General features: G+C 68.1%; 21 protein-coding genes and 1 riboswitch. Of the genes, 12 read left to right on the top strand and 9 right to left on the bottom strand.

From position 1 onward, the window contains the following. Nucleotides 1-104 precede the first annotated feature (104 nt). The gene (locus LGR69_RS13920; RefSeq protein WP_007563507.1) at nt 105-257 is read left to right on the top strand and encodes a hypothetical protein; all 153 of its coding nucleotides are present in this window, start codon (nt 105-107) and stop codon (nt 255-257) included. Nucleotides 258-308: 51 nt separating this feature from the next. Next, complete coding sequence (locus tag LGR69_RS13915) at nt 309-542, top strand: hypothetical protein (RefSeq protein ID WP_230366381.1); 234 nt, start codon at nt 309-311, stop codon at nt 540-542. Between the two features lie 68 nt (nt 543-610). On the opposite strand, the gene LGR69_RS13910 is transcribed toward LGR69_RS13915, so the two are convergent. The 3 genes from LGR69_RS13910 to LGR69_RS13900 form a co-directional block, all read right to left on the bottom strand. Beyond that, complete coding sequence (locus tag LGR69_RS13910; protein WP_230366380.1) at nt 611-889, bottom strand: hypothetical protein; 279 nt, start codon at nt 887-889, stop codon at nt 611-613. 1,019 nt (nt 890-1,908) lie between these two features. Beyond that, nucleotides 1,909-2,970: an ion channel gene (locus tag LGR69_RS13905; RefSeq protein WP_230366379.1), complete on the bottom strand. Its 1,062-nt coding sequence runs from the start codon at nt 2,968-2,970 to the stop codon at nt 1,909-1,911. A 257-nt stretch (nt 2,971-3,227) separates the two neighbouring features. Then, nucleotides 3,228-3,545: a hypothetical protein gene (locus LGR69_RS13900; RefSeq protein ID WP_230366378.1), complete on the bottom strand. Its 318-nt coding sequence runs from the start codon at nt 3,543-3,545 to the stop codon at nt 3,228-3,230. A 320-nt stretch (nt 3,546-3,865) separates the two neighbouring features. Here LGR69_RS13900 and LGR69_RS13895 point away from each other — a divergent pair, with 320 nt between their 5' ends. From LGR69_RS13895 to LGR69_RS13870, 6 genes are all read left to right on the top strand, one after another. After that, the gene (locus LGR69_RS13895; RefSeq protein WP_081496979.1) at nt 3,866-4,147 is read left to right on the top strand and encodes a hypothetical protein; all 282 of its coding nucleotides are present in this window, start codon (nt 3,866-3,868) and stop codon (nt 4,145-4,147) included. Between the two features lie 1,097 nt (nt 4,148-5,244). After that, a complete protein-coding gene (locus tag LGR69_RS13890) occupies nt 5,245-5,520 on the top strand; it encodes a hypothetical protein (RefSeq protein WP_230366377.1) in 276 nt (91 codons plus the stop codon). Between the two features lie 89 nt (nt 5,521-5,609). Next, a complete protein-coding gene (locus LGR69_RS13885) occupies nt 5,610-5,774 on the top strand; it encodes a hypothetical protein (RefSeq protein WP_163006132.1) in 165 nt (54 codons plus the stop codon). A gap of 425 nt (nt 5,775-6,199) precedes the next feature. Further along, nucleotides 6,200-7,159 carry a helix-turn-helix domain-containing protein gene (locus LGR69_RS13880; protein ID WP_091862192.1) on the top strand — a complete coding sequence of 320 codons (960 nt, stop codon included), beginning with the start codon at nt 6,200-6,202 and terminating at the stop codon, nt 7,157-7,159. A gap of 566 nt (nt 7,160-7,725) precedes the next feature. After that, nucleotides 7,726-7,959 carry a hypothetical protein gene (locus LGR69_RS13875; protein ID WP_230366376.1) on the top strand — a complete coding sequence of 78 codons (234 nt, stop codon included), beginning with the start codon at nt 7,726-7,728 and terminating at the stop codon, nt 7,957-7,959. 77 nt (nt 7,960-8,036) lie between these two features. Then, entirely contained in the window at nt 8,037-8,180 is a 144-nt protein-coding gene (locus LGR69_RS13870; protein ID WP_230366375.1) for a hypothetical protein, read from the top strand. A gap of 113 nt (nt 8,181-8,293) precedes the next feature. Here the strand turns inward: LGR69_RS13870 and LGR69_RS13865 are convergent, their stop codons facing one another. Beyond that, nucleotides 8,294-8,545, bottom strand: a complete 252-nt coding sequence (locus tag LGR69_RS13865) for a hypothetical protein (protein WP_230366374.1) — start codon at nt 8,543-8,545, stop codon at nt 8,294-8,296. Nucleotides 8,546-8,908: 363 nt separating this feature from the next. Beyond that, nucleotides 8,909-9,274, bottom strand: a complete 366-nt coding sequence (locus tag LGR69_RS13860) for a c-type cytochrome (RefSeq protein WP_230366373.1) — start codon at nt 9,272-9,274, stop codon at nt 8,909-8,911. 484 nt (nt 9,275-9,758) lie between these two features. Between LGR69_RS13860 and LGR69_RS13855 the strand changes: the two genes are divergently transcribed. Continuing rightward, nucleotides 9,759-9,980 (top strand): hypothetical protein, encoded by a 222-nt coding sequence (locus tag LGR69_RS13855; RefSeq protein WP_122161546.1) that lies wholly within the window; start codon nt 9,759-9,761, stop codon nt 9,978-9,980. A 484-nt stretch (nt 9,981-10,464) separates the two neighbouring features. Here the strand turns inward: LGR69_RS13855 and LGR69_RS13850 are convergent, their stop codons facing one another. The 4 genes from LGR69_RS13850 to LGR69_RS13835 form a co-directional block, all read right to left on the bottom strand. After that, on the bottom strand, nt 10,465-11,874 hold the full coding sequence (locus tag LGR69_RS13850) for an amidase (RefSeq protein ID WP_230366372.1): 1,410 nt from the start codon (nt 11,872-11,874) through the stop codon (nt 10,465-10,467). 154 nt (nt 11,875-12,028) lie between these two features. Beyond that, nucleotides 12,029-12,712 carry a type 1 glutamine amidotransferase domain-containing protein gene (locus LGR69_RS13845; protein ID WP_230366371.1) on the bottom strand — a complete coding sequence of 228 codons (684 nt, stop codon included), beginning with the start codon at nt 12,710-12,712 and terminating at the stop codon, nt 12,029-12,031. Between the two features lie 101 nt (nt 12,713-12,813). Beyond that, the gene (locus tag LGR69_RS13840) at nt 12,814-13,047 is read right to left on the bottom strand and encodes a hypothetical protein (protein ID WP_007564481.1); all 234 of its coding nucleotides are present in this window, start codon (nt 13,045-13,047) and stop codon (nt 12,814-12,816) included. Nucleotides 13,048-13,185: 138 nt separating this feature from the next. After that, on the bottom strand, nt 13,186-13,782 hold the full coding sequence (locus tag LGR69_RS13835; protein ID WP_230366370.1) for a TetR/AcrR family transcriptional regulator: 597 nt from the start codon (nt 13,780-13,782) through the stop codon (nt 13,186-13,188). 259 nt (nt 13,783-14,041) lie between these two features. Beyond that, a riboswitch (cobalamin riboswitch) is annotated at nt 14,042-14,251 on the top strand. Between the two features lie 166 nt (nt 14,252-14,417). On the opposite strand from LGR69_RS13835, the gene LGR69_RS13830 reads away from it, so the two are divergent. From LGR69_RS13830 to LGR69_RS13820, 3 genes are read left to right on the top strand one after another with little or no spacing between them, the layout of a single operon-like run. Next, nucleotides 14,418-16,592: a TonB-dependent siderophore receptor gene (locus LGR69_RS13830; RefSeq protein ID WP_230366521.1), complete on the top strand. Its 2,175-nt coding sequence runs from the start codon at nt 14,418-14,420 to the stop codon at nt 16,590-16,592. Further along, the gene (locus tag LGR69_RS13825; protein WP_122161543.1) at nt 16,592-16,864 is read left to right on the top strand and encodes a hypothetical protein; all 273 of its coding nucleotides are present in this window, start codon (nt 16,592-16,594) and stop codon (nt 16,862-16,864) included. Before LGR69_RS13830 ends, LGR69_RS13825 begins: the two co-directional genes overlap by 1 nt. Then, nucleotides 16,861-18,024, top strand: coding sequence for a DUF1624 domain-containing protein (locus tag LGR69_RS13820; RefSeq protein ID WP_122161542.1), 1,164 nt, complete (start codon nt 16,861-16,863; stop codon nt 18,022-18,024). Before LGR69_RS13825 ends, LGR69_RS13820 begins: the two co-directional genes overlap by 4 nt. Nucleotides 18,025-18,247 lie beyond the last annotated feature (223 nt).

Below are 18,247 nucleotides of genomic sequence, written 5' to 3'. Positions count from 1 at the left end.
AGGCCCCCCCAGGGCCTCATCGCTCGACAGAGTGGGAACAGCTGCATCGAACGGGAACGCCCGGGCTCACGGAGCGTAGCGCTGATACCACGGAGGCGCACATCATGATTCAGGCTGACACCCCGATGCCGGGCGAGGATCCGGGCGCATTGATCGAGGATCCGTCCCGCCTCGACGAGATCGAGCCGCCGCCCAAGCCGACCGTGCCGGAAGAGGACGATCCCGCCGTCGAGGACACCGAGGTGCAGCCGACGTGAGCCGGGCTGCTTGCCCGCTGCCCGAAGACCGACACGAAGGGTGACGCCACCATGATCGACCCGAAGCGCTCCGAAACCGACCCCGCCGAGACGCCACCGGGCGAGCGCGGCTACGAGGACGCACCGGTCCGTGGGACCTCACAGGGCCCGCGCTCGCTCGGGGCGTCGGAGCCCGGTGATATCGGCACGCCGCGCAACGATGAGGTGAAGCGGACGATCGAGCACGGCGGCACACGCGCCCCGGCCGACGAGAAGGCGCCAGCGGAAACGCAGCAGCCGGAGTGAACGGCCGAGACGCCCCCTCTGCGGTGGCCGGATCGAACCCACCGGCCCCCGTCGGAGCGGTCGGATCGTCAGTACCGGACGGCGGAGAAGCCGTTCCCGCTCCGGCCCATGACGCTCTCGATCACAGCCTTGGTCGAGGGGCTGATCCCGCCATCGCTGCGGAGGCGCCGTCCGTCCGCCCGCTCGAGGCGATCGAATTCGGGCCCGCACCGCTCCAGCGCGAAGCGCACCCGGGATGCCGGCGTCGCCCCCCGTTGCGCATCGGCGCCGTTCATCTCGAACCGGAGGCAGGACGCCAGATATCCCTTCACGTCGTCGAACGCGGCCGCGTGAGCGCCCGACGTCAAGGCTATCAGAAGGAGTGCGGATCGGACGAGCATCGGACGCTCCAGGCGGGACTGTATGAGGCTGCCAACGCGCGAGTTGGGCACTGGTCCCCGAGGCCTGACGATGAGCGCGATCAGGGCCGGCCGATCACGCGGCTGGCTCGTCGGACCGGGCCCATTCGCGCGGCTGCGCACGCCGCGGCGACGTGATGCTTTGTGCCTGGGGATGGACGATGGCCGCGGCAACGGAAGCTCATTGAACCAGAACCGCGTGTCGGGGCTTCCCCATAAGCCGACGCCGTCCTGCTGCGCCGAGGCCAGGAGGGCCGCCATGCGTCTGTTCATTCTCGCCGCGCTCGCCGGTGCCGGCCTGGCCGGCTTGAGCCTTCCCGCTGCCGCTGTTCCCGCCGGACCGGGGGCGGGCGTCTCGTCACCGTTCGCCCTGCGCACCGACGTTCGGATGCGGCGCCACCCTATGCGACGCCCCGCGATGACCTGGGTCCAACGGCGAAGGGCCCGGCACTAGCAAAGGCGCTCGTCCCTGCGTCCCTTACCCTCCAGATCACGCTGAGGTCCCCATGCTCATTCGCGTTCTCACGGTAGCCGCCGTTTCCAGCCTTCTGCTCGCTGGGCAGGCCTCTGCACAGGCGCCCACCACGGCTCCTGCGCCGGCAAATCCGGGCGCCTCGGGCGTGGTCACCCCGCAAAACTCCACCACCGGCAGCAATGGTGCCGTGACGGCGTCGCCGACGGGACAGCCGGCGGATACGCGGTCCAACAGCTCGTCCTCGGCCGGGAATGCGAACCAGCCTGAGCGCGCCGCGCCTCAAGGCGGCGGCGGCGGGGGAAGCAGCAAGTAGGGTAACGCGCCGGGCCGCGTCGACGGCCGGATCGGTCCGGCCGTGGCTTGCCGCCGTCACCGCTGCCTGGAACGGTGGCGGCGGCTTCACGCCTGCCGGTGACACCTCTGTTCGCGGCTTAATGCCCACCCGATGGATCTGCCATCGCGGCGGGCTTTTTCCTGCGCCCGCTCGTCGCGCTCAGGCCTTCCGGCGGCTGGCAAGCGTGTCGAGCAGCCCCTGAAGCGCGGCGTCGGTCGATCGCTGCGTCTCGCCCACGAGCACGAACAGCGCCTGAGCCGTCACGACGCTGTGGGGCGGCGGATTGCTGTGGGGCAGGCCCTCCTCATCGGCGTAGCCGACCGGGGTGCCGAAGTTTCCGGCGAGGATGGCGGAGACGACATCCGCCCAGACGATATCGGCGACCGTGACGTCGAAGCGAAGGCACTCGTCACCCTCGCTTGAGAACAGGCGCTCGATGATCCATTCGGTGCCGGGTGCCACGATCGCCCGGACGATCATCTCCGGGTAACCGCGCAGGGGCCTGACGATCGCCGACGCCCCGGCCCGCTTCAGGCGCGCACGGTTCAGGTCATCGACGCACTCGGCGACGATGCGCACCTTGATGCCCCGCTCGCGCAGGCGATGGATGATGTCGAAGGTTCGGCTGTCGGATAACCGCTCGCCCTCCTGCTCGGCCAGGATGACCAGCACCCGCGCATGGTCGACACCGGCCGCTTCCAGCGCAGCGGGATCGTCGAAGCGCCCCTTGAGCTGGACGATGAGCGGATCGTCCTCGAGATCGGGCGGCAGGCCGTCCGGGAAAGCCTCGGTGAGGATCAGGGACGGCACGCCGGCGAAGTTGGCATGCGACCGGTGCAACTGGTCGAGGAGGCGGCGCAGATAGTCGCCGGGCTCGTCGGCCGGGGCGTTCACGAAGACGATGTGGTCGCGCATGTCCCACCTCCACTCGCCTCGACGCTTGCGCTCACGCCGCAGGATCCGGAATTCGAAGAAGGCACCGCCGGCCTGGGTCAGCAGGAAGATTCCGGACAGGTAGATCAGGACAATGGTGGCGGCCCGCCCGGTGGGGGTCTTGGCGGAGAGATCGCCGTAGCCGGTGGTGGTGATGGTGGTGAACGTCAGCCACACCGCCTCGCCGAGGCTCAGCCCCTCGAAGGCGATCATCGCGGCCACGTGCAGCCCGATGAGGACCAGCAGGCCGACGAGGGCGAACCGGATCCGGTTCCGCAGATCACGCACGACGCTGCGACGGAAGCGGAGGGGCCGGGTCCGGACCCGCGCTGGACGCATCATCGGGCTCGCTCACGATGGCTTCGATCGCCAAACCGTTGGCCGCAGCTGTCCGCCCCAACGTCCGAGCGCGGACTTTCGCCGCAAGGCTCTACGCGCGCCACCGGCGGTGAGGAGCTGGCAAAGTCGGACGGGTCGCGATCGCGGCTGTCGAGCGGGGGGATCTCAAGCCTCGGATTCGGGATTGCGGCCCCAGGCTTCCCGCATCAGGAGCGCTTCACCGCGCCGAGAAACCGCGTCAGGTGCGTCACGGCATCGTCGCCCTCAGACGCGGCCGCACCATGGTCGGGCCGCGCTTCGTCTTGCTCGATGCGCTTGGCGACCTCCATCACGACCTGGTCGACGGAGGCGGGCCAGGGCGCGCCGTTATCCAGCAGCATCCGGGCGGCCCGGACCAGCATGGTGAACTGCTCCGGCGGGATCGTCGTGCCGGCGGCGTTCTGCTCCAGGATGCGGTCGGCGATAGCCGTCGCCAGCCTGGCGACCTCCGCCACCTTGTCGGGTTCAGCGTGGGACCCCGTCACCGCCGGTGGCCCTCCGCGTTCGGCTGCTCGATAAAGGGCATGAATTCGCTCTCCGAGGACCCGCGCGCGGCTGCACGTCGCCCTGAACGAGAACTAGTCCGGAAAGATGCAGCAGCCAATCTATCCGGGGGAACCAGCGGCATTCATTGCGATCGCCAATAGGCCGCTCAAGGACGTCCCTCTCGTGACTGAGAATGTCCCCGACGCCGCCTGCGGGCGCGCAGACTCACTATTCGTCCCAAGCGCGCTCGGACGGCTGCGCGTCCGAGGAACGTCTTTCAAACGGCGCTGTTGGTCCGGCACAGGTTGGGAGAGGTATCGTGCGGGTCATAGCTAAAGCGGCAGCGGTCGCGCTCATCACACTGGTCGGCATTGGCTCGGCCGAGGCGAAGGGCTGTATCAAGGGTGCCATTATCGGCGGGCTCGCGGGTCATTACCTGGCCGAGCGTGGCGTCGTCGGGGCCGTTGCCGGGTGTCTGGCAGGGCGCGCCTTGGCCAATCGACGGGCGCAACGCGAGATCGATTACGGCGCTCGCGTCCAGCCGCGCGGCCCAGGTTATGGTGCGCCCCAGCGTCCCGCGCGTGGAGAGTATGGGTACTGAGAACGGCTGACAAAGCCGGTTGCGGCGCGTCGAGGCGGTGGGGCGGAAACGGCCCTTCATGAAGGTCTGCGGCCACGCCTAACGCAACAGCGCGGCCATCGCGGGCGCCGCATCGCCCGCCGCGGGATCGGGATCAGCCAAGTCTGGGCCGGCACGGGCGGGCACTCGATCCGTCGGCAAGCTCGGGATGTTGCGAGCCTGGCTTGGTTCGCTCGCTCCCGCGGTCACGCCATCGCTATGGGCGACGGGCCGATATCCACGACATCGGCACGACGCTCCTGGAGCTCTTATCGTCCCGCGGTTGCGTCGGGGGGGCTAAATCCAGAGGCGTGCAAGAAACTAATTGTTCAGCTCTGGGTTGTCGGTTTGGCTCCGCCCCTGCGGCGGAGCACCGGCCCCGGCCGGCCGTGCCTTCGTAAAGAGCGACCGCAGATCATGTTCGACCTCGCCTTCACGGTCGCCTACTCGGCAGGGGCGTTCGTTGCAGTGGGCGTCATCCTGAGAGGCCTCGCAGCCTGACGGCCAAAGCGCGACTGAGCCTCGCCAGCTTGGTGAGTCCCTGGCCGACGGCGCACTGGAGCGATGGCCTGGGGCCTCCAGATCCACATTCTGACCGATGGCCTGCGACTTGGCCGACGCGATCGTCAACCCGGAATAAGCCCAGGCCGCGTCTGGCCGGGCAGCCGATCGAGTGGCGTGCTGCCACCTCGGTCTTCACCTCAGTCCGCATAGTCTCGTGGCGACAAGCTGCTTCGGTGTTGCCGGCGCGGCCACGAGCGACGACCGGCCTCGGTTGACCACCGCTAAGTATTGCTTTGGGAGATGAGGGTTTGCGGGCCCTGCTTGAACTCATATGCGTCCGATGGCCGACAATCTGCCGTATATATTCGAGATGCGCCCATTTGTCTAAAATATTAAATTATTATTGCAAAATATTATTCAAATACTGCTCCATTGTCGGCGAAACAGGCGGCGTCGCCCATCCGAACCCCGCGCGCGGGGTGTGCAGGCTGCATGTGTCGGTGCGAAGATATGCGGTTCGACTGCATGTCGCGGCCTGACGATGGGCCTATGGTGATCGAAAATGGAGGACGCCAGTGGCCTACAGGATTGAATTCTTGAAGGATCACCGGGTTGTCGCCGCCAAGCTTTGGCCGCGCAGCCTCGAAGCCGCGACCGCACATGCCCTGGCGCAGTACCCCCGCCAGCACACCCGGAACGGTGCGACATCCGTGAGCGTGATCTGCGAACGCACCGGCATGGTCGTCTTTGCGTTCCGGGACGAGCATTGCGGCCCGACCGAGCGCCGGCGGATCGCCTCGGGCCTTGCGCCACACGGTATCGGCTTGAGCACGGCGCCTCAGCTTCACTGACTGGCTTACGCACGGAGCAGCGCATCCGGAACGGTCCTGATCCACCCGGCGTTCTCTGCGCCCGTTACGGGACCGTGTTGGAGACCGCCATGAACGCCCTCAAGCCCCTCGCCCTCATCGCCCTGCTCGCCATCGGCGTGACCGGCTGCGATGACAAGAAGGCCGAGAACAACACGCCCACCAAGGCGGATTCCTCCAAGATGGAGCCGCAGACCGACCAGGCGGCTCCGCCGAGCCAGAAGCCCAAACCGTAGCGCTGGACCCGATCGGGCGAAAACACGCCTGAGCGTAGGGCAAGACAGGGGCAGGCCGGTCCGAAACCCCACGCGGAATCGGGCGGACGCTGGCCTGCTCGGTCCGATCGCGCCCGTTGCGCGCCGTTGCACCGCGAGCCGACAGTGCGATCCCGTTGTGTTCGCCGTCTGCCCCGGCACGGTCCAGGCCCCGGCGAAGCGGAAGACCTCGTGCCGCTGCGACAAGGCTTCAATCCTGCAGCTCATACGTCGCGCAATGAACACCGAGCGGAACCCACCTGCCTCGGGCATCGGTCATTTTTGTCGTCAGTCGTCGCCCTCGGTCCCGCGCGGAAGCCCTGGGGATTCGGTGCGGATACTTGACGCCGTCATCGCAACGGGGTTTTTAAAACCCCGATCTGCTGATGCCGTGCCAGACAAGAACGATGCAGACACTGTTTTCGACGGAAGGAATGCATAGGGAGAACAGTTTCAAGATCTGGCGCGAAACGCTATCTGACCGCAGCCTACCGATCGAGTTGGAGCGGCTCGATGATGTGCCGTTCCAGGCCACGATCGAGACTGCGACTGTGGGGTCCCTTGATCTGACCCGCCTCACGCAAGGCGCCGTGCGCGCAAATACATCGCGCGACATGATTCAGCGTAGAGGTCAGGATGGGACCCTGATCGTGACCTTCCAGCTCGCCGGTGTCCTGACGAGCCTTCAGGATGATCGGTCCTCGGTGCAGCGCGCCGGCGATCTCGTCGTGCTCGACCACCGACCGGGTGTTCTCACAACCAGCGCCGGCCATCAGTCGCTGTATCTGGAGCTTCCCCGCGAGCGGCTCGAAAGCGTGCTCGGGTCGGCTCGGCTGTTTACGAGCATGACCGTCGGGGCGGATGTCGGGGCGCTGTCCCTGGCGCGGACGTTCTTCCTCGATCTGATCAAGATCCGTCGTCAGCTCGCCCCGGATACAGCCATCCGTATGTCGGAGATCGGTATCGATCTGATCGTGGCCTGCCTGGCCGAGCGGCTCGCCCACGAGGCGCCCCGGCCCGTCCACGGCACGCTCGTCGTCCAGCGCGCCAAGGCCTATGTCGAGGCGCATCTGGGCGACCCGAGCCTCGATCCCCCGCAACTCGCCGTCGCAATGGGCGTTTCGCTGCGCCGTTTGCAGGAGCTGTTTCACGAGCGCGGCCAGCACATCTCGGATTGGATCTGGGACCGCAGGCTCGCGGCCGCAGCCAATCGCTTATCCGATCGCGGCTTCGTACATGTGCCGATCGGCACCCTGGCCTATGGATGCGGCTTCGCCAACCAGGCCCATTTCTCCCGCCGGTTCAAGGAGCGCCACGGTCTGGCGCCCCGCGCGTATCGCCAGGCGGCCCTCCTGGGCGCACCGTAATCTGCCCGACCGCTGCCCCGGAGTGGCGGTCTCACGCTCAGCGCCCTCCGGGCTGCCCGCCGGGTGCGGTGCGGCGCGCAATCCGCCGTCCTGCGGGTGGCGCGCGTGCTCGGTCTTGGCTTCGTCGAGGACGCCAGTTGTACGGGTAGGCCGCGGGAGGCGTAACTCCGGGTGCCGGTGGCTCAGGAACTGCGAGCTGCAATGGGGGTTGGGCGAGCCCGGGGATCGACGGAGCAAGCGCCTGCCGGTGGTGGGACGAAAAAGGCGCGCCTATCCGCAAGGCGCGCCCTGAGTTGGTTCCGGTCTCGGGAAGGAACGTCGGCTGAATATGGGTTGATCCTCGGGCGAACAAGGCGCGAGGGCCGATAAGCCCAAGGTGTGGCCGTGTCATGCAATTGTAATATGGATGAGACGACGCCTTCATGCTTCGAGCAGGCCGTGTCGCGTCTCTCGGTGGGGGCTGCGAATCGAGGCCTGCGATGCAGGCAAGCCGAGCCATCGTCCCTCGACGGAAGGAATGATGATGGCGTCGCGGGCTGGCTGCGCCGGGGATCAAGTGAAAGGAATTGCTCGCGTCCGCCCGCGAGAAGCACCCCAAGGCATCCGCGACGGACATCGCGCGGGCGGCCTTCTATGCCCTGACGCAAGCCGTGGACGGCAATGCAGACCGCGCGCAGCGCCTCCGTGATGTCGCGCCGACCCAGCTTGCCGCCGGAGAGGGCGGGACGCCGATCCCGATCACCCGCCGGAGGAAGGACCGGCGCAAGGATGCCCAGCGCGATCGGCAGCAGGCGCGATGAACTGCCGAGGTCACCGCACCGTCATGGCCGGGGCATAGGGGACGCGCCCTGCAACTGGTGCAACCCGACGGGGCTCCGTGGTCGATTGGTCTGACTACCTCGAAGAAACCCGCCCCCTGTCCGCGGATCGAAGCCGCATGCGGATCTACATCGCCGCGGGGCTGATCGGCATGGGCCTGTTCGGCGCGATCGGCGGGATGCTCCATATCCTGCCGGCCTGACGGCCGAGGCGGCGGGGCTTCAGCCGCATGCCGCGACGAACTTCCGGATCGGCAGGCCCCTCCTGAGCCGGCCCGTCCCGGCGGCTCGCGGTCAGCGCCTTGCCGTATCGCGATCAGCCGCCGCCGCCGTTGCCGGCACCACCGCCGCTGCCGCCGATCGAGCGCGACCCACGGGAGGGCTGGCCGGCATTACCACCCGCAGCAGAACCAGATGAACCGCGTCCGCCGGTGTTGTTCGTGATCGGGATGCCGGTCCGTTTGGCCGATTTCATGTGGCGTGAGCGCGCTTCGGCGGGAGTGGTCGTCTGCGTCACAACGAAGGATGACAGGGCTAGGGCGCACGCACCAAGGAGGAGCTTCTTCACGGCGGATCTCCAGTTCAGTCGATACTGGATAACCCGCGGCAGAAGCATGGTATCCGCATCGTCTCCGCCGCCCCCTCCTGTTCCTAAGCTTGTCGGTCAAGGCGGACCAAGTCACGAAAAGCCCCGCCTGGCGGGGCCAGCGGGGACCGAGGAAATCGACGCCGAATCCGCTGCGCCGGCGACCGTCTTCGACCCGCAAAACGGGTTGCAGCAAGACAATTCGATCCTCAAAACGTCGGTCTAATATCGTCGTTCGATTGCCCGATGCGCAACGAAGACCCGCGCCAGCGATGCCGGGCGGGTCTAAGATCAATGCTGTCGGAGCCGGTTCATGTGCTCGCAGCTCTCAGGAACGCGGCCCGTTTAGGACTGCGTCTTGAGGTAGGCGATCACGTCGTTGATCTTCTTGTCGTCCGCGATGCCCTGGAAGATCATTTTGTTGCCCGGCACCTTCGCCTTCGGGTTCTTCAGCCATTCGTGGAGGTTGGCCTCGTCCCAGGTGATGCCAGAATTCTTGAGGGCCGCGGAGAAATTGTAGCCTTCGTAGGTGCCGGCCTTGCGCCCGACGACGCCCTTCAAGTCCGGGCCAACACCATTCTTCTGGAAGTTGTGGCACGCCTTGCAAGGGGCGAACGCCTTCTCGCCGGCCGCCGCATCACCGGCCTCCTGGGCCAGTGCTGAGACCGGGATCAGGAACGCGACGACGGCGCCGAAAACGGTTGAACGCATGAATTTCCTCATAGGCCAAGCGAGGTTGATGGCGAGGCGAAGCTTGGCGCAGCCAGAGGTTGACGTTCTCGATAACGGCTTATTCCGGCCCCTCTCTCAACCGGCGCGCGAAGCTGGGCCGAAGCTGCAGCTCGGCTTGCCACAGTCGCATCCGCAGACCGGAACACCGCCGCCGGCCCGTTGAACGCGCCCGCTCGCCGTGCCGACCTCGCGGTGTGACGTTTGCGGTCGGTCATGCCCCGCAGCACCACGGCCGGACTTCAGGTCACGACCCCGACTCAGGAGCATTCGGATCGGTTTGCTGAGCTGAGGGACCAACACGATGCCGTCGCCCTGCGCGCCTTCGGCCCCACGTCTGGCCGCTACCGGCCAGCGGTGACGACATGGCTGACCACCCGACTGAGTGAGCTGTGCTGGTCCGGTGGTTCTGCCATAGAGCCGCTCTCATCCGGTTCCAGCGAGTACAGCAAATCCCGAGGGGATTTTGCAGTCGTCCGCCCCGGTCATCGAGTGGTTCAACGGTCTGATCCGCCGAATGGCAATTTTTGAGGTTACGAAAGTGGACGACGTGATTTCGACTGCGCGGCCGACGAGGATGTCGGGCACCCGCCCGCCGCTGCCGCTGGTCGTAGCCTCCGTCCTATCCGCCGCGGCGATTTGGGTGCCGATCTATAACCTTGCGGGCCGCGTGATCTGGTTCTGGTGAGGTCTGCCGGCAGTCTGATCGGATTTGCGCCCAGGCGAGAGATAAACCCCAGCGCGGTGGCCCGGTGGAAGAACGATGACCGCTCTTGCCGTCGGTCACTCGTGGCCCTGCACGATGTCTTGGACGGTGCGACGCACGCTGTCGGGATCGCACCGCGGGCCGGATCGCGGTCTCTTCGCGGCGCCGGCGCGCTCTGGCAACGTCTGGGCTGGCAAAGTTTGGGCCGTACAAAAAGCCCGAACCGGCGAACCGGACGGGGTCGTTTGATCCGGGAGGACCGGACAGCCGGAGCAATTACGCGCTGTTCGGCCATGAGGGTTTGCGCGGCCGAGATCGCATAGCTCGGCGGGGCGTTCTCCCGATCGGTCGACGCTCGGCGTGCCGCGCGGTACGCCGGACCATCCTGCGCTGGCCGGCAGGCCCATGGCCCGCCGACCGGGAGGAGCAAGGCCGCAACGCCCCGCTCCGTGCCGAGCCCAGCGCCTCAGAGGCTCGGATGACGGTCGCGGACCGGGCTGGCCGCTTCCAACAAGGTGGCGACGTGCAGGATCGTCGTCTCGGCCTGCCAGCCGGCCACGACCTGGACGTTGATCGGCAGTCCCTCGCGGCTGGTCCCGAACCGCATCGACAGTCCGGGCAGGCCGGTGACGTTCAGCGGTACGGTCGCGCCCTGGAGATAGGTGGCATCGACGGTCTGCCCGTTGATGACGAATTCGGTGACGCCGTGCTTGTGGGCCGGGATCGGCAGGACCGGGGTGATCAGCGCGTCGTAGCGCCGGAAGTACTCGGCATAGCCGTCCCGCAGCCGCTCGGCCGCCTGCTCGGCCGCGATGTAGTCGTCCATCGACGTGTCCGGGAGCGCCAGCATGGTCCTGGCCATCTTGTAGAGCTCGTCCCGGCTCCGGCCTTCCGTCGCCTCCCGGAAGGCCGGCTTCATCTCCATGACGTGGAGCTTGTTGAACACGTCGAGGGCGAAGTCGCGCTCCAGCGCCGGGATGCGTACGGCCTCCACGATGCAGCCCGCGCCCTTGAGGGCCTCGGCGGCCGCCTGGACGGTCGCGGCGACCTCGGGATCGATCGGGCCGAAACCGGGCTCGACCAGCCAGCCCACCCGCAGCGGACGGCCGGGCGCGGACCCGACACCGGTATCGGTCGCGACGGTGCGGGACGCGTAGCCGTCCTCACCGTCGGGGCCGGACAGGAGCGAGAAGGCGAGTGCGAGGTCCCGGATCGAGCGCGCCATCGGGCCGACATGCCAGAAGCGCCGCGGCGCACGCGGCCAGATCCCCGTCATCGGCACCCGCCCGTGGGTCGCCTTCAGCGAGACGATGCCGGTCTGCGCGGCCGGTCCCCGGACCGAGATGGCGAGGTCGGTGCCGAGGCCGAGCGGCGACATGCCGGCCGCGATGGCCGCCGACTCGCCCCCGCTCGAACCGCCGGGCGTGCGCTCCAGGTCCCAGGGGTTGTTCGACCGGCCCGACAGCAGGTTGTCGCTCTCGATCCAGTAGGAGAATTCCGGCAGGTTGGTCTTGGCCAGCAGGATCGCCCCGGCGGCCTTGAGCCGGGCGACGCTCGTGGCATCCGCCTCGGGGATGCGGCCCTTGAAGATCGGCGATCCGCGCTGGGTGAGGACGCCCGCGGTGTCGATGGAATCCTTCACGGTGAACGGCACCCCGTGCAGCGGGCCGAGCTCGCCGCCGGCCAGGATCGCGGCTTCGGCCGCCCGGGCGTCGTCGAGCGTCCGCTCCGCCACGGTGACGATGGCGTTGATCTTGGGATCGACCGCGGCGATGCGGTCGAGATGCGCCTGCATCACCTCGACCGGCGAGACCTGGCGGCTGCGGATCAGGGCGGCGAGCTGGGTGGCGTCCGAGAAAACGATGTCGGATGTCATGGGCCGGTATCCTTCACGATGCGTGTTGCGGGCGGGACTCCCCGCTGCGGTCCGAACCTGCGCCGGACCGGGCGGCGTGCACCGACCCGGGGCCGGCCGTCCGACCGCATGGCGTCTCGGTCGGTCGGCATTCGGGGACGGCTGAGGTTGTCCGTCAGGTGTTCGCGAGACGCTCGAGCAGACGCTCGGCGGCGGGCCCGGACGAGGCCGGGTTCTGGCCGGTGATCAGCAGGCCGTCGGTCACCACGTGCGGGGCCCAGTCGCCGAGCTTGGAGAACCGGCCGCCATTCCGCCGGAACTCGTCCTCGACCAGGAAGGGAACGACCTCGGTGAGGCCGACCGCCTCTTCTTCGCTGTTCGTGAACCCGGTCACCGCCTTGCCCTGGACGAGCGGCGTCCCGTCGGGGGATTTCGCGTGGCGGAGGACGCCGGGGGCATGGCAGACGAGCGCGACCGGCTTGCCGGCGCCCAGCGTCGTCTCGATCAGCGTGATCGAGGCCGGGTCCTCGGCGAGGTCCCAGAGCGGACCGTGCCCGCCCGGATAGAACACGGCGTCGAAGGCGTCGTGGGTGACGGCATCGAGCTTGGTCGTGTTCGACAGCGCCGACAGGGCATCCGAATCCGCCTCGAACCGGCGCGTCGCATCGGTCTGGGAACTGGGTTCGCTGCTCTTCGGGTCCAGCGGCGGCCGGCCCCCCTGGGGCGAGGCGAGCACGATCTCCGCGCCCGCATCCCTGAACACGTAGTAGGGCGCAGCGAGTTCCTCCAGCCAGAAGCCGGTCTTGCGGCCCGTGTCGCCGAGCTGATCGTGGGAGGTCAGCACCATCAGGATCTTCATTATCGGTCTCCGTATGTGTCGGGGTTGAAGCCGGGGAGTGCGGGCGGCGGCTCCGTGGAGCGGGCTGCGCGGATGGTGGGTGGTGATCGAAGGGGGCGGCGTTAGCGCGCCTTCGACGGCCGCTCTGCGACCTGGTCGTGCGCCGGCGCCGTCTCCATCGAGCGAACAGGGAGGCTCGCGCGGCGGACCTCGTCGGCCCTGGCCATGCGGACGGCGCCGATGGTCTCGAGGGTGATCCTCTCCTGCGCCGAGGCTGCGGGCATGCCGAGCACGGCACTCTCCAACCCGGCGATCACGAGGGACGGGATGGCGAACGTCTTAGCTGCGTAGGGCATCGTATCTCTCCTGGTTGTGGTCGTGGGCTCTCGGCAGGTCGCCGAAGCCACATCGTCCCTGTTGAGTAGACCGGTCGTCTCGATTTTACGCACGTGTAAGCACGGTTCTGCTGCCTCTCCCCCTTCGTCGGATCCGCGTCAGGCGAGCCCGAGGATCCGCCGCGTCGTCGCCATCGCGGCCTCGAACGGCGCGTCGGTCCGCACGATCTTCGCCATCAGGCTCGCACCGAGCCAGACGTGATAGAGCGCCTCGGCCATGGTATGCGGCTCGCCCTCGACCTTGAGCGAGCCCTCCGCGACCCCGGCCTCGATGGCCCCTGCCAGCCGCTCGATGATACCGGCGGTCCCGTCCTTGAGGGCGAGCCGCATGACCTCGGACAGGTCCGAGACCTCCGCGGCGAGCTTCACCGCCAGGCACTTGCGCTGGTAATCGATGCTGCCCTGCGTCGCCTGCCATTTGCGCCAGTAGTTCATCAGGCGCTCGGCATGGTTCAGGCCGGGCTCCGCAAGGGTCGCGTCGAGATCGGCCAGATATCCCTCGAAGTAGTCGGCCAGAAGCGCCTCACCGAAGGCCTCCTTCGATCCGAAATAGTGGTAGAACGAGCCCTTCGGCACCCGGGCCGAGGCCAGGATCTCGTTGAGCCCCACCCCGGAAAACCCCTTCGCACCCACGAGGCCGTAGGCGGTGTCGAGGATCTCCTGCCGGGTGTCGGTATGCGCGTTGAGGCGTGCCATGACGCTGAGATAGTCCTGATTAGACCGGTCGTCTAGTGGCCAGGGACGATATTTTTTGTGCGCTCCAGGGGCGGCCAAGGTGGGCTCGATGTCGGCGTGGCACCGCAGCCCGCACGCTCGGCCCACCCCCCGGCGTTTGCCGACGGGGACATGAACCGATCCTACGGTCGCGCGACCAGGATCCGTGACCGTCGCGCCACAGCGAATGTAACAACGTTGCATTCTGCCCATGGGCCGTTGACCCCGGGGGGCGTCGCGGCGAGTATCGATCGGCCAAGGTTCCCGCGGGCTTCGGTCCGTAGGCGAAGATGGGAATTCAGTGCGCCGGCAACGGCAAAGCTGAAGCTGCCCCCGCAACTGTAAGCGGCGAGTTCCTGCTGCTCCTCGGTCACTGATGCCTCGCATCGGGAAGGCCAGGCAGGGATCGTGACCCGCGAGCCAGGAGACCTGCCTCGGCGCGACGACAACCCTCGGGCGGGGTGCCCCGGTGGAACGCATGTCCGGCGCGGCCACGCGGGCCCGTCGCGCGCACGCGCTCACGCTTGGCCCCCGGCTCGACAACCCAGAGTGTGCCGGTGCCAGTCCGCCCGAAGCCGACCACGACCGAACCGTTCGCGAAAGCCCGAGGCCCGCGGATCCGCTCACGGTCGCGGCTCAGCCGCCACAGCCCGCGTGTCGCCCTCGCGGCGGTCCTGACAGCGGGTTCGCCAATCGGCGAGACGCGCGCGCAGGAGAGCGTCGCCCTGGAGGAGGTCTCGGTCGAGCATGTCGGCGGCAGCGCGGTCCCCGGTACAACGAGCGCGTCGGACAGCATCGGCCTGATCGGGCCGACGCCCGGCTACAGCGCGACCCGGGCGGTCAGCGCGACCCGGACCGCGACCCCGCAGATCGACGTGCCGCAGGTCGTCACCGTCGCGCCCCGCGAGGTGATCAGCGACCTGGCCGCCACCCGCGTCGATCGCGTGTTCAACTACCTGCCCGGCGTCGCGCAGCAGAACAACTTCGGCGGCTTGACGATCTTCAGCTACGCCATCCGCGGGGTGACCACCTCGGAGATCTACAAGAACGGCTTTCCGCTCAATCGCGGATTCCCGCCCCCGCCCGATGCGCAGAACATCGAGCGGATCGAGGTGCTGAAGGGCCCCGGTGCCGGCCTGGTCGGGCGCAGCGATCCCGGTGGCCTCGTCAACATCATCACCAAGCAGCCCACCGCCCAGCGCTTCGTCGAGATGGGCACCCAGGTCGATTCGTTCGGGCTGACCCGCGGAACGGTGGATGCCGGCGGCGCGCTCAACGAGGACGGCACGGTCCTCTACCGGTTCAACCTCGCGGCCCAGGGCGCGGGCAGCTTCCGCGACTTCGTCAACAGCGACCGTCTGCTCGTCGCGCCGGTGGTGAGCTGGCAGGTCACGCCGGACACCCGGATCACGGTCGAGACCGAGTTCGTCAAGAACCGCATCGTGTTCGACCGCGGCGTGATCGCGATCAACAAGCAGCTCGGCTTCCTGCCGATCTCACGCTTCCTGGGGGAACCGAACCGAGGCGACCAACAGAACAACAACACGATGCAGGTGCGCATCGATCATCGCTTCGATGACGCCTGGCAGATGCGTCTCGCGGCCTACCTCAACACGGGCGACCTGGAGGGCGAGTCCGCCGAGGTTCGCTCGCTCGCCGCGAACAACCGCACGGTGTCGCGCGACCGCAACGTGCGTGACTACCGCTGGGACGTGGCGATCGGCCAGGCCGAGCTGCTCGGGCGCTTCGACACGGCCGGGATCGGCCACACCGTGCTGCTGGGAGTCGACCGCGAGAGCACGGACAGCCGCACACAGTATTTCCGCTCGAACTTCCGCACGAGCCCCTACGCGCTGGACATCTACGCGCCCGTCTACGGGCAGGCGCTGCCGCCGATCACCATCCCGCGCAACAATCTGGAGCGCATCACCAATACCGGCCTGTACGCCCAGGACGAGATCGTCCTCAGCCCGGAATGGCGGGCGCTCGTCGGCATGCGCCTGGACATCTTCGAGCAGTCGTTCCGGGAGCGGGCCCCGCGCAGCCAGGTCGATCAATCGCGGGTTGCGGCCTCACCCCGGGCCGGGCTCGTCTACCGCCCGATCCCGGAATTCGCGCTCTACACCAATGTCGGCACGAGCTTCCGACCGAATATCGGCCCGGACGCCGCGGCGGTGACCCGCGGCACGCCGCTCGCACCCGAGACCGGCCTCGGCTACGAGGTCGGGGTGAAGTCCGAGCTGTTCGGCGGCAACCTTCTGCTGACGGCGGCGGCTTTCCGGGTCGAGCGGCAGAACGTGCTCACCCCCGACCCGAACAACAGCGGCTTCTCGCTCGCGGCGGGCGCCGTGCGCAGCCAGGGCTTCGAGCTGACCGCCCAGGGTCAGCTCACGCCGGAACTGAAGGTGCTGGCCGGCTACGTCTTTGCCGACGCGGTGGTGACCAAGGACAACGTGCTGCCCGTGGGCGCGCCGCTGATCAACGTGCCGCGCCATTCGGGCAGCCTGCTCGCGGTCTACGAGCCGCAGGGCGGCGACTGGAAGGGCCTCGGCATCGGCGGCGGCGTGCGCGGCGTGGGCGAGCGGGCGGGGGATGCGGCGGGCTCGGGCTTCGTCCTGCCGGCCTACATCGCGGTCGACGCCCTGGCCTATTACCGCTTCGACAACGTTCGCTTGGCCCTCAACATCGAGAACATCTTCAACACCGAGTATTACGAGAGCTCGCTCAACGTGTTCCGCGTCTATCCGGGCTCGCCGCGGCGCTTCACCGGCTCGTTCACGGTGCGGTTCTGATGGCGCGTCTGGCCGAGAAGCGTCCCGCGCGGCCGGGGCCCGTCCGCCCGGGTGATGCCGGGCGCAACGCCGCCTCCGCACGGGCCCGGCGTTACGTCCTCGCGCTGCAGCCGCTGATTGAGACGATCGCGCGGGAGACCGGTCGAACGGCGCAAGGGATCGCGTCGGAGATGACGCGCCGGGATATCGGCAAGCCCCGCGGCGGAACGATCTGGACGCCGGCCGACGTGCGCCGCCTCCTGCGCCGTCTCGGCTCGGACGTCGCGCGTTGACCCCCGGAGGCATCGCCCCGACGCCGCATCGGTCACACCGCATCGCCGCGATCGATGCGCTGCGCGGCCTCGTGATGCTGCTGATGCTCGTCGATCACGTGCGCGAGTTCGTCTACCTGCACGCCCAGGTCCGCGACCCGATGGACCTCGCCGCGACCCCGGCCGCGCTCGCCTGGACGCGGATCGCCTCGCACATCTGTGCCCCGGTGTTCATCCTGCTCACCGGCCTGTCGGCGAGCCTGTACGGTCAGAAACACGGCGGACGGGCGGCCACCGCCGCCTTCCTGTTGAAGCGCGGCCTGCTCCTGATCGCGCTGGAAGTGACCCTCGTGAGTTTCGCCTGGACCGCGAGCCTGCCGCCGCCCATCCTGTACCTGCAGGTGATCTGGGCGATCGGCGTCAGCATGGTCGCGCTCGCAGGCCTGCTCTGGCTGCCGCGGGCGGCGCTCGCGGTCCTCGCGCTGGTGATCATGCTCGGGCACAACGCCCTCGACGGGATCGCCCTCGCGCCGGACCAGCCCGGCTATGCCCTGTGGTCGATCCTGCACCAGCGCGGGCTGATCCCGCTGCCCTGGGGCGTGGCACGGACCTCGTACCCGGTCCTGCCCTGGATCGGCGTGATTGCAGCCGGCTACGCCCTGGGACCCTGGTTCACCGGCGCCGTACCGGCGCAACGGAGGCAACGCCGGCTTGCGTTCGCGGGTGGGGCAGCGTTCGCGGCCTTCGCCGTCCTGCGCGGCCTGAACGGCTACGGGGATCCCGTACCCTGGCAGCCCGGCGCGACGATGGTCGATACGGCACTGGCCTTCCTCAACCTGACCAAGTACCCGCCCTCCGCCGACTTCCTTCTCGCGACGCTCGGCCTCGGCCTCGTCCTGCTGGCCCTGTTCGAGCGCCTGCCGCTGGCGATTTCGGGTGGGCTGCAGGTGTTCGGCGGTGCGCCGCTGTTCTTCTATCTCCTGCACCTATTCCTGCTGCGCGCCCTGCAAACGGCCGCGGCCGGGATCGGCCTCGTCGCCGCTTCGGGCCGGATCGAGGTCGGCGCGCCCGTTCTGATCTGGCTGATCGCCGCCGCGCTCTGTCTTCCCCTCTACGCCGCCTGCCACGGGATGGTCGGACTCAAGCGGCGCGTATCCTGGCCCGGTCTGAGTTACCTGTGACGACGCGCCATTCAGGCGGGTCATCGCGTCAGATCCTCGTCGTGGACGACCTTGACGGCCGCATCGCTGAGGATTTTGCTGTCGGTATGCGTCTTCGGGTTCAGGCCTTACGCGGCAGCGAAGGCGCGGCGACTGTCTTCCGCCGCTTGGAGCTCGGCTCGCCCTTCGACAGGTTCAGGGTGAGGCACGCGGCGTCGTTCGAGCGCTGCCGTGAAGAGCGCCT

Origin of the sequence: Methylobacterium brachiatum (assembly GCF_020523825.1) — a bacterium.
GTDB classification, from domain to species: Bacteria; Pseudomonadota; Alphaproteobacteria; order Rhizobiales; family Beijerinckiaceae; genus Methylobacterium; species Methylobacterium brachiatum.
The sequence above is the reverse complement of the archived record's forward strand: the minus strand, read 5'-3'. Positions and strand labels throughout refer to the sequence as shown.

Excerpts from the sequence above, each read along its gene's own strand:
- LGR69_RS13920 (WP_007563507.1), top strand. The coding sequence starts at position 105 with ATGATTCAGGCTGACACCCCGATGCCGGGCGAGGATCCGGGCGCATTG.
- LGR69_RS13915 (WP_230366381.1), top strand. The coding sequence starts at position 309 with ATGATCGACCCGAAGCGCTCCGAAACCGACCCCGCCGAGACGCCACCG.
- LGR69_RS13885 (WP_163006132.1), top strand. The coding sequence starts at position 5,610 with ATGAACGCCCTCAAGCCCCTCGCCCTCATCGCCCTGCTCGCCATCGGC.
- LGR69_RS13880 (WP_091862192.1), top strand. The coding sequence starts at position 6,200 with ATGCAGACACTGTTTTCGACGGAAGGAATGCATAGGGAGAACAGTTTC.
- LGR69_RS13860 (WP_230366373.1), bottom strand. The coding sequence starts at position 9,274 with ATGCGTTCAACCGTTTTCGGCGCCGTCGTCGCGTTCCTGATCCCGGTC.
- LGR69_RS13850 (WP_230366372.1), bottom strand. The coding sequence starts at position 11,874 with ATGACATCCGACATCGTTTTCTCGGACGCCACCCAGCTCGCCGCCCTG.
- LGR69_RS13845 (WP_230366371.1), bottom strand. The coding sequence starts at position 12,712 with ATGAAGATCCTGATGGTGCTGACCTCCCACGATCAGCTCGGCGACACG.
- LGR69_RS13840 (WP_007564481.1), bottom strand. The coding sequence starts at position 13,047 with ATGCCCTACGCAGCTAAGACGTTCGCCATCCCGTCCCTCGTGATCGCC.
- LGR69_RS13835 (WP_230366370.1), bottom strand. The coding sequence starts at position 13,782 with ATGGCACGCCTCAACGCGCATACCGACACCCGGCAGGAGATCCTCGAC.
- LGR69_RS13825 (WP_122161543.1), top strand. The coding sequence starts at position 16,592 with ATGGCGCGTCTGGCCGAGAAGCGTCCCGCGCGGCCGGGGCCCGTCCGC.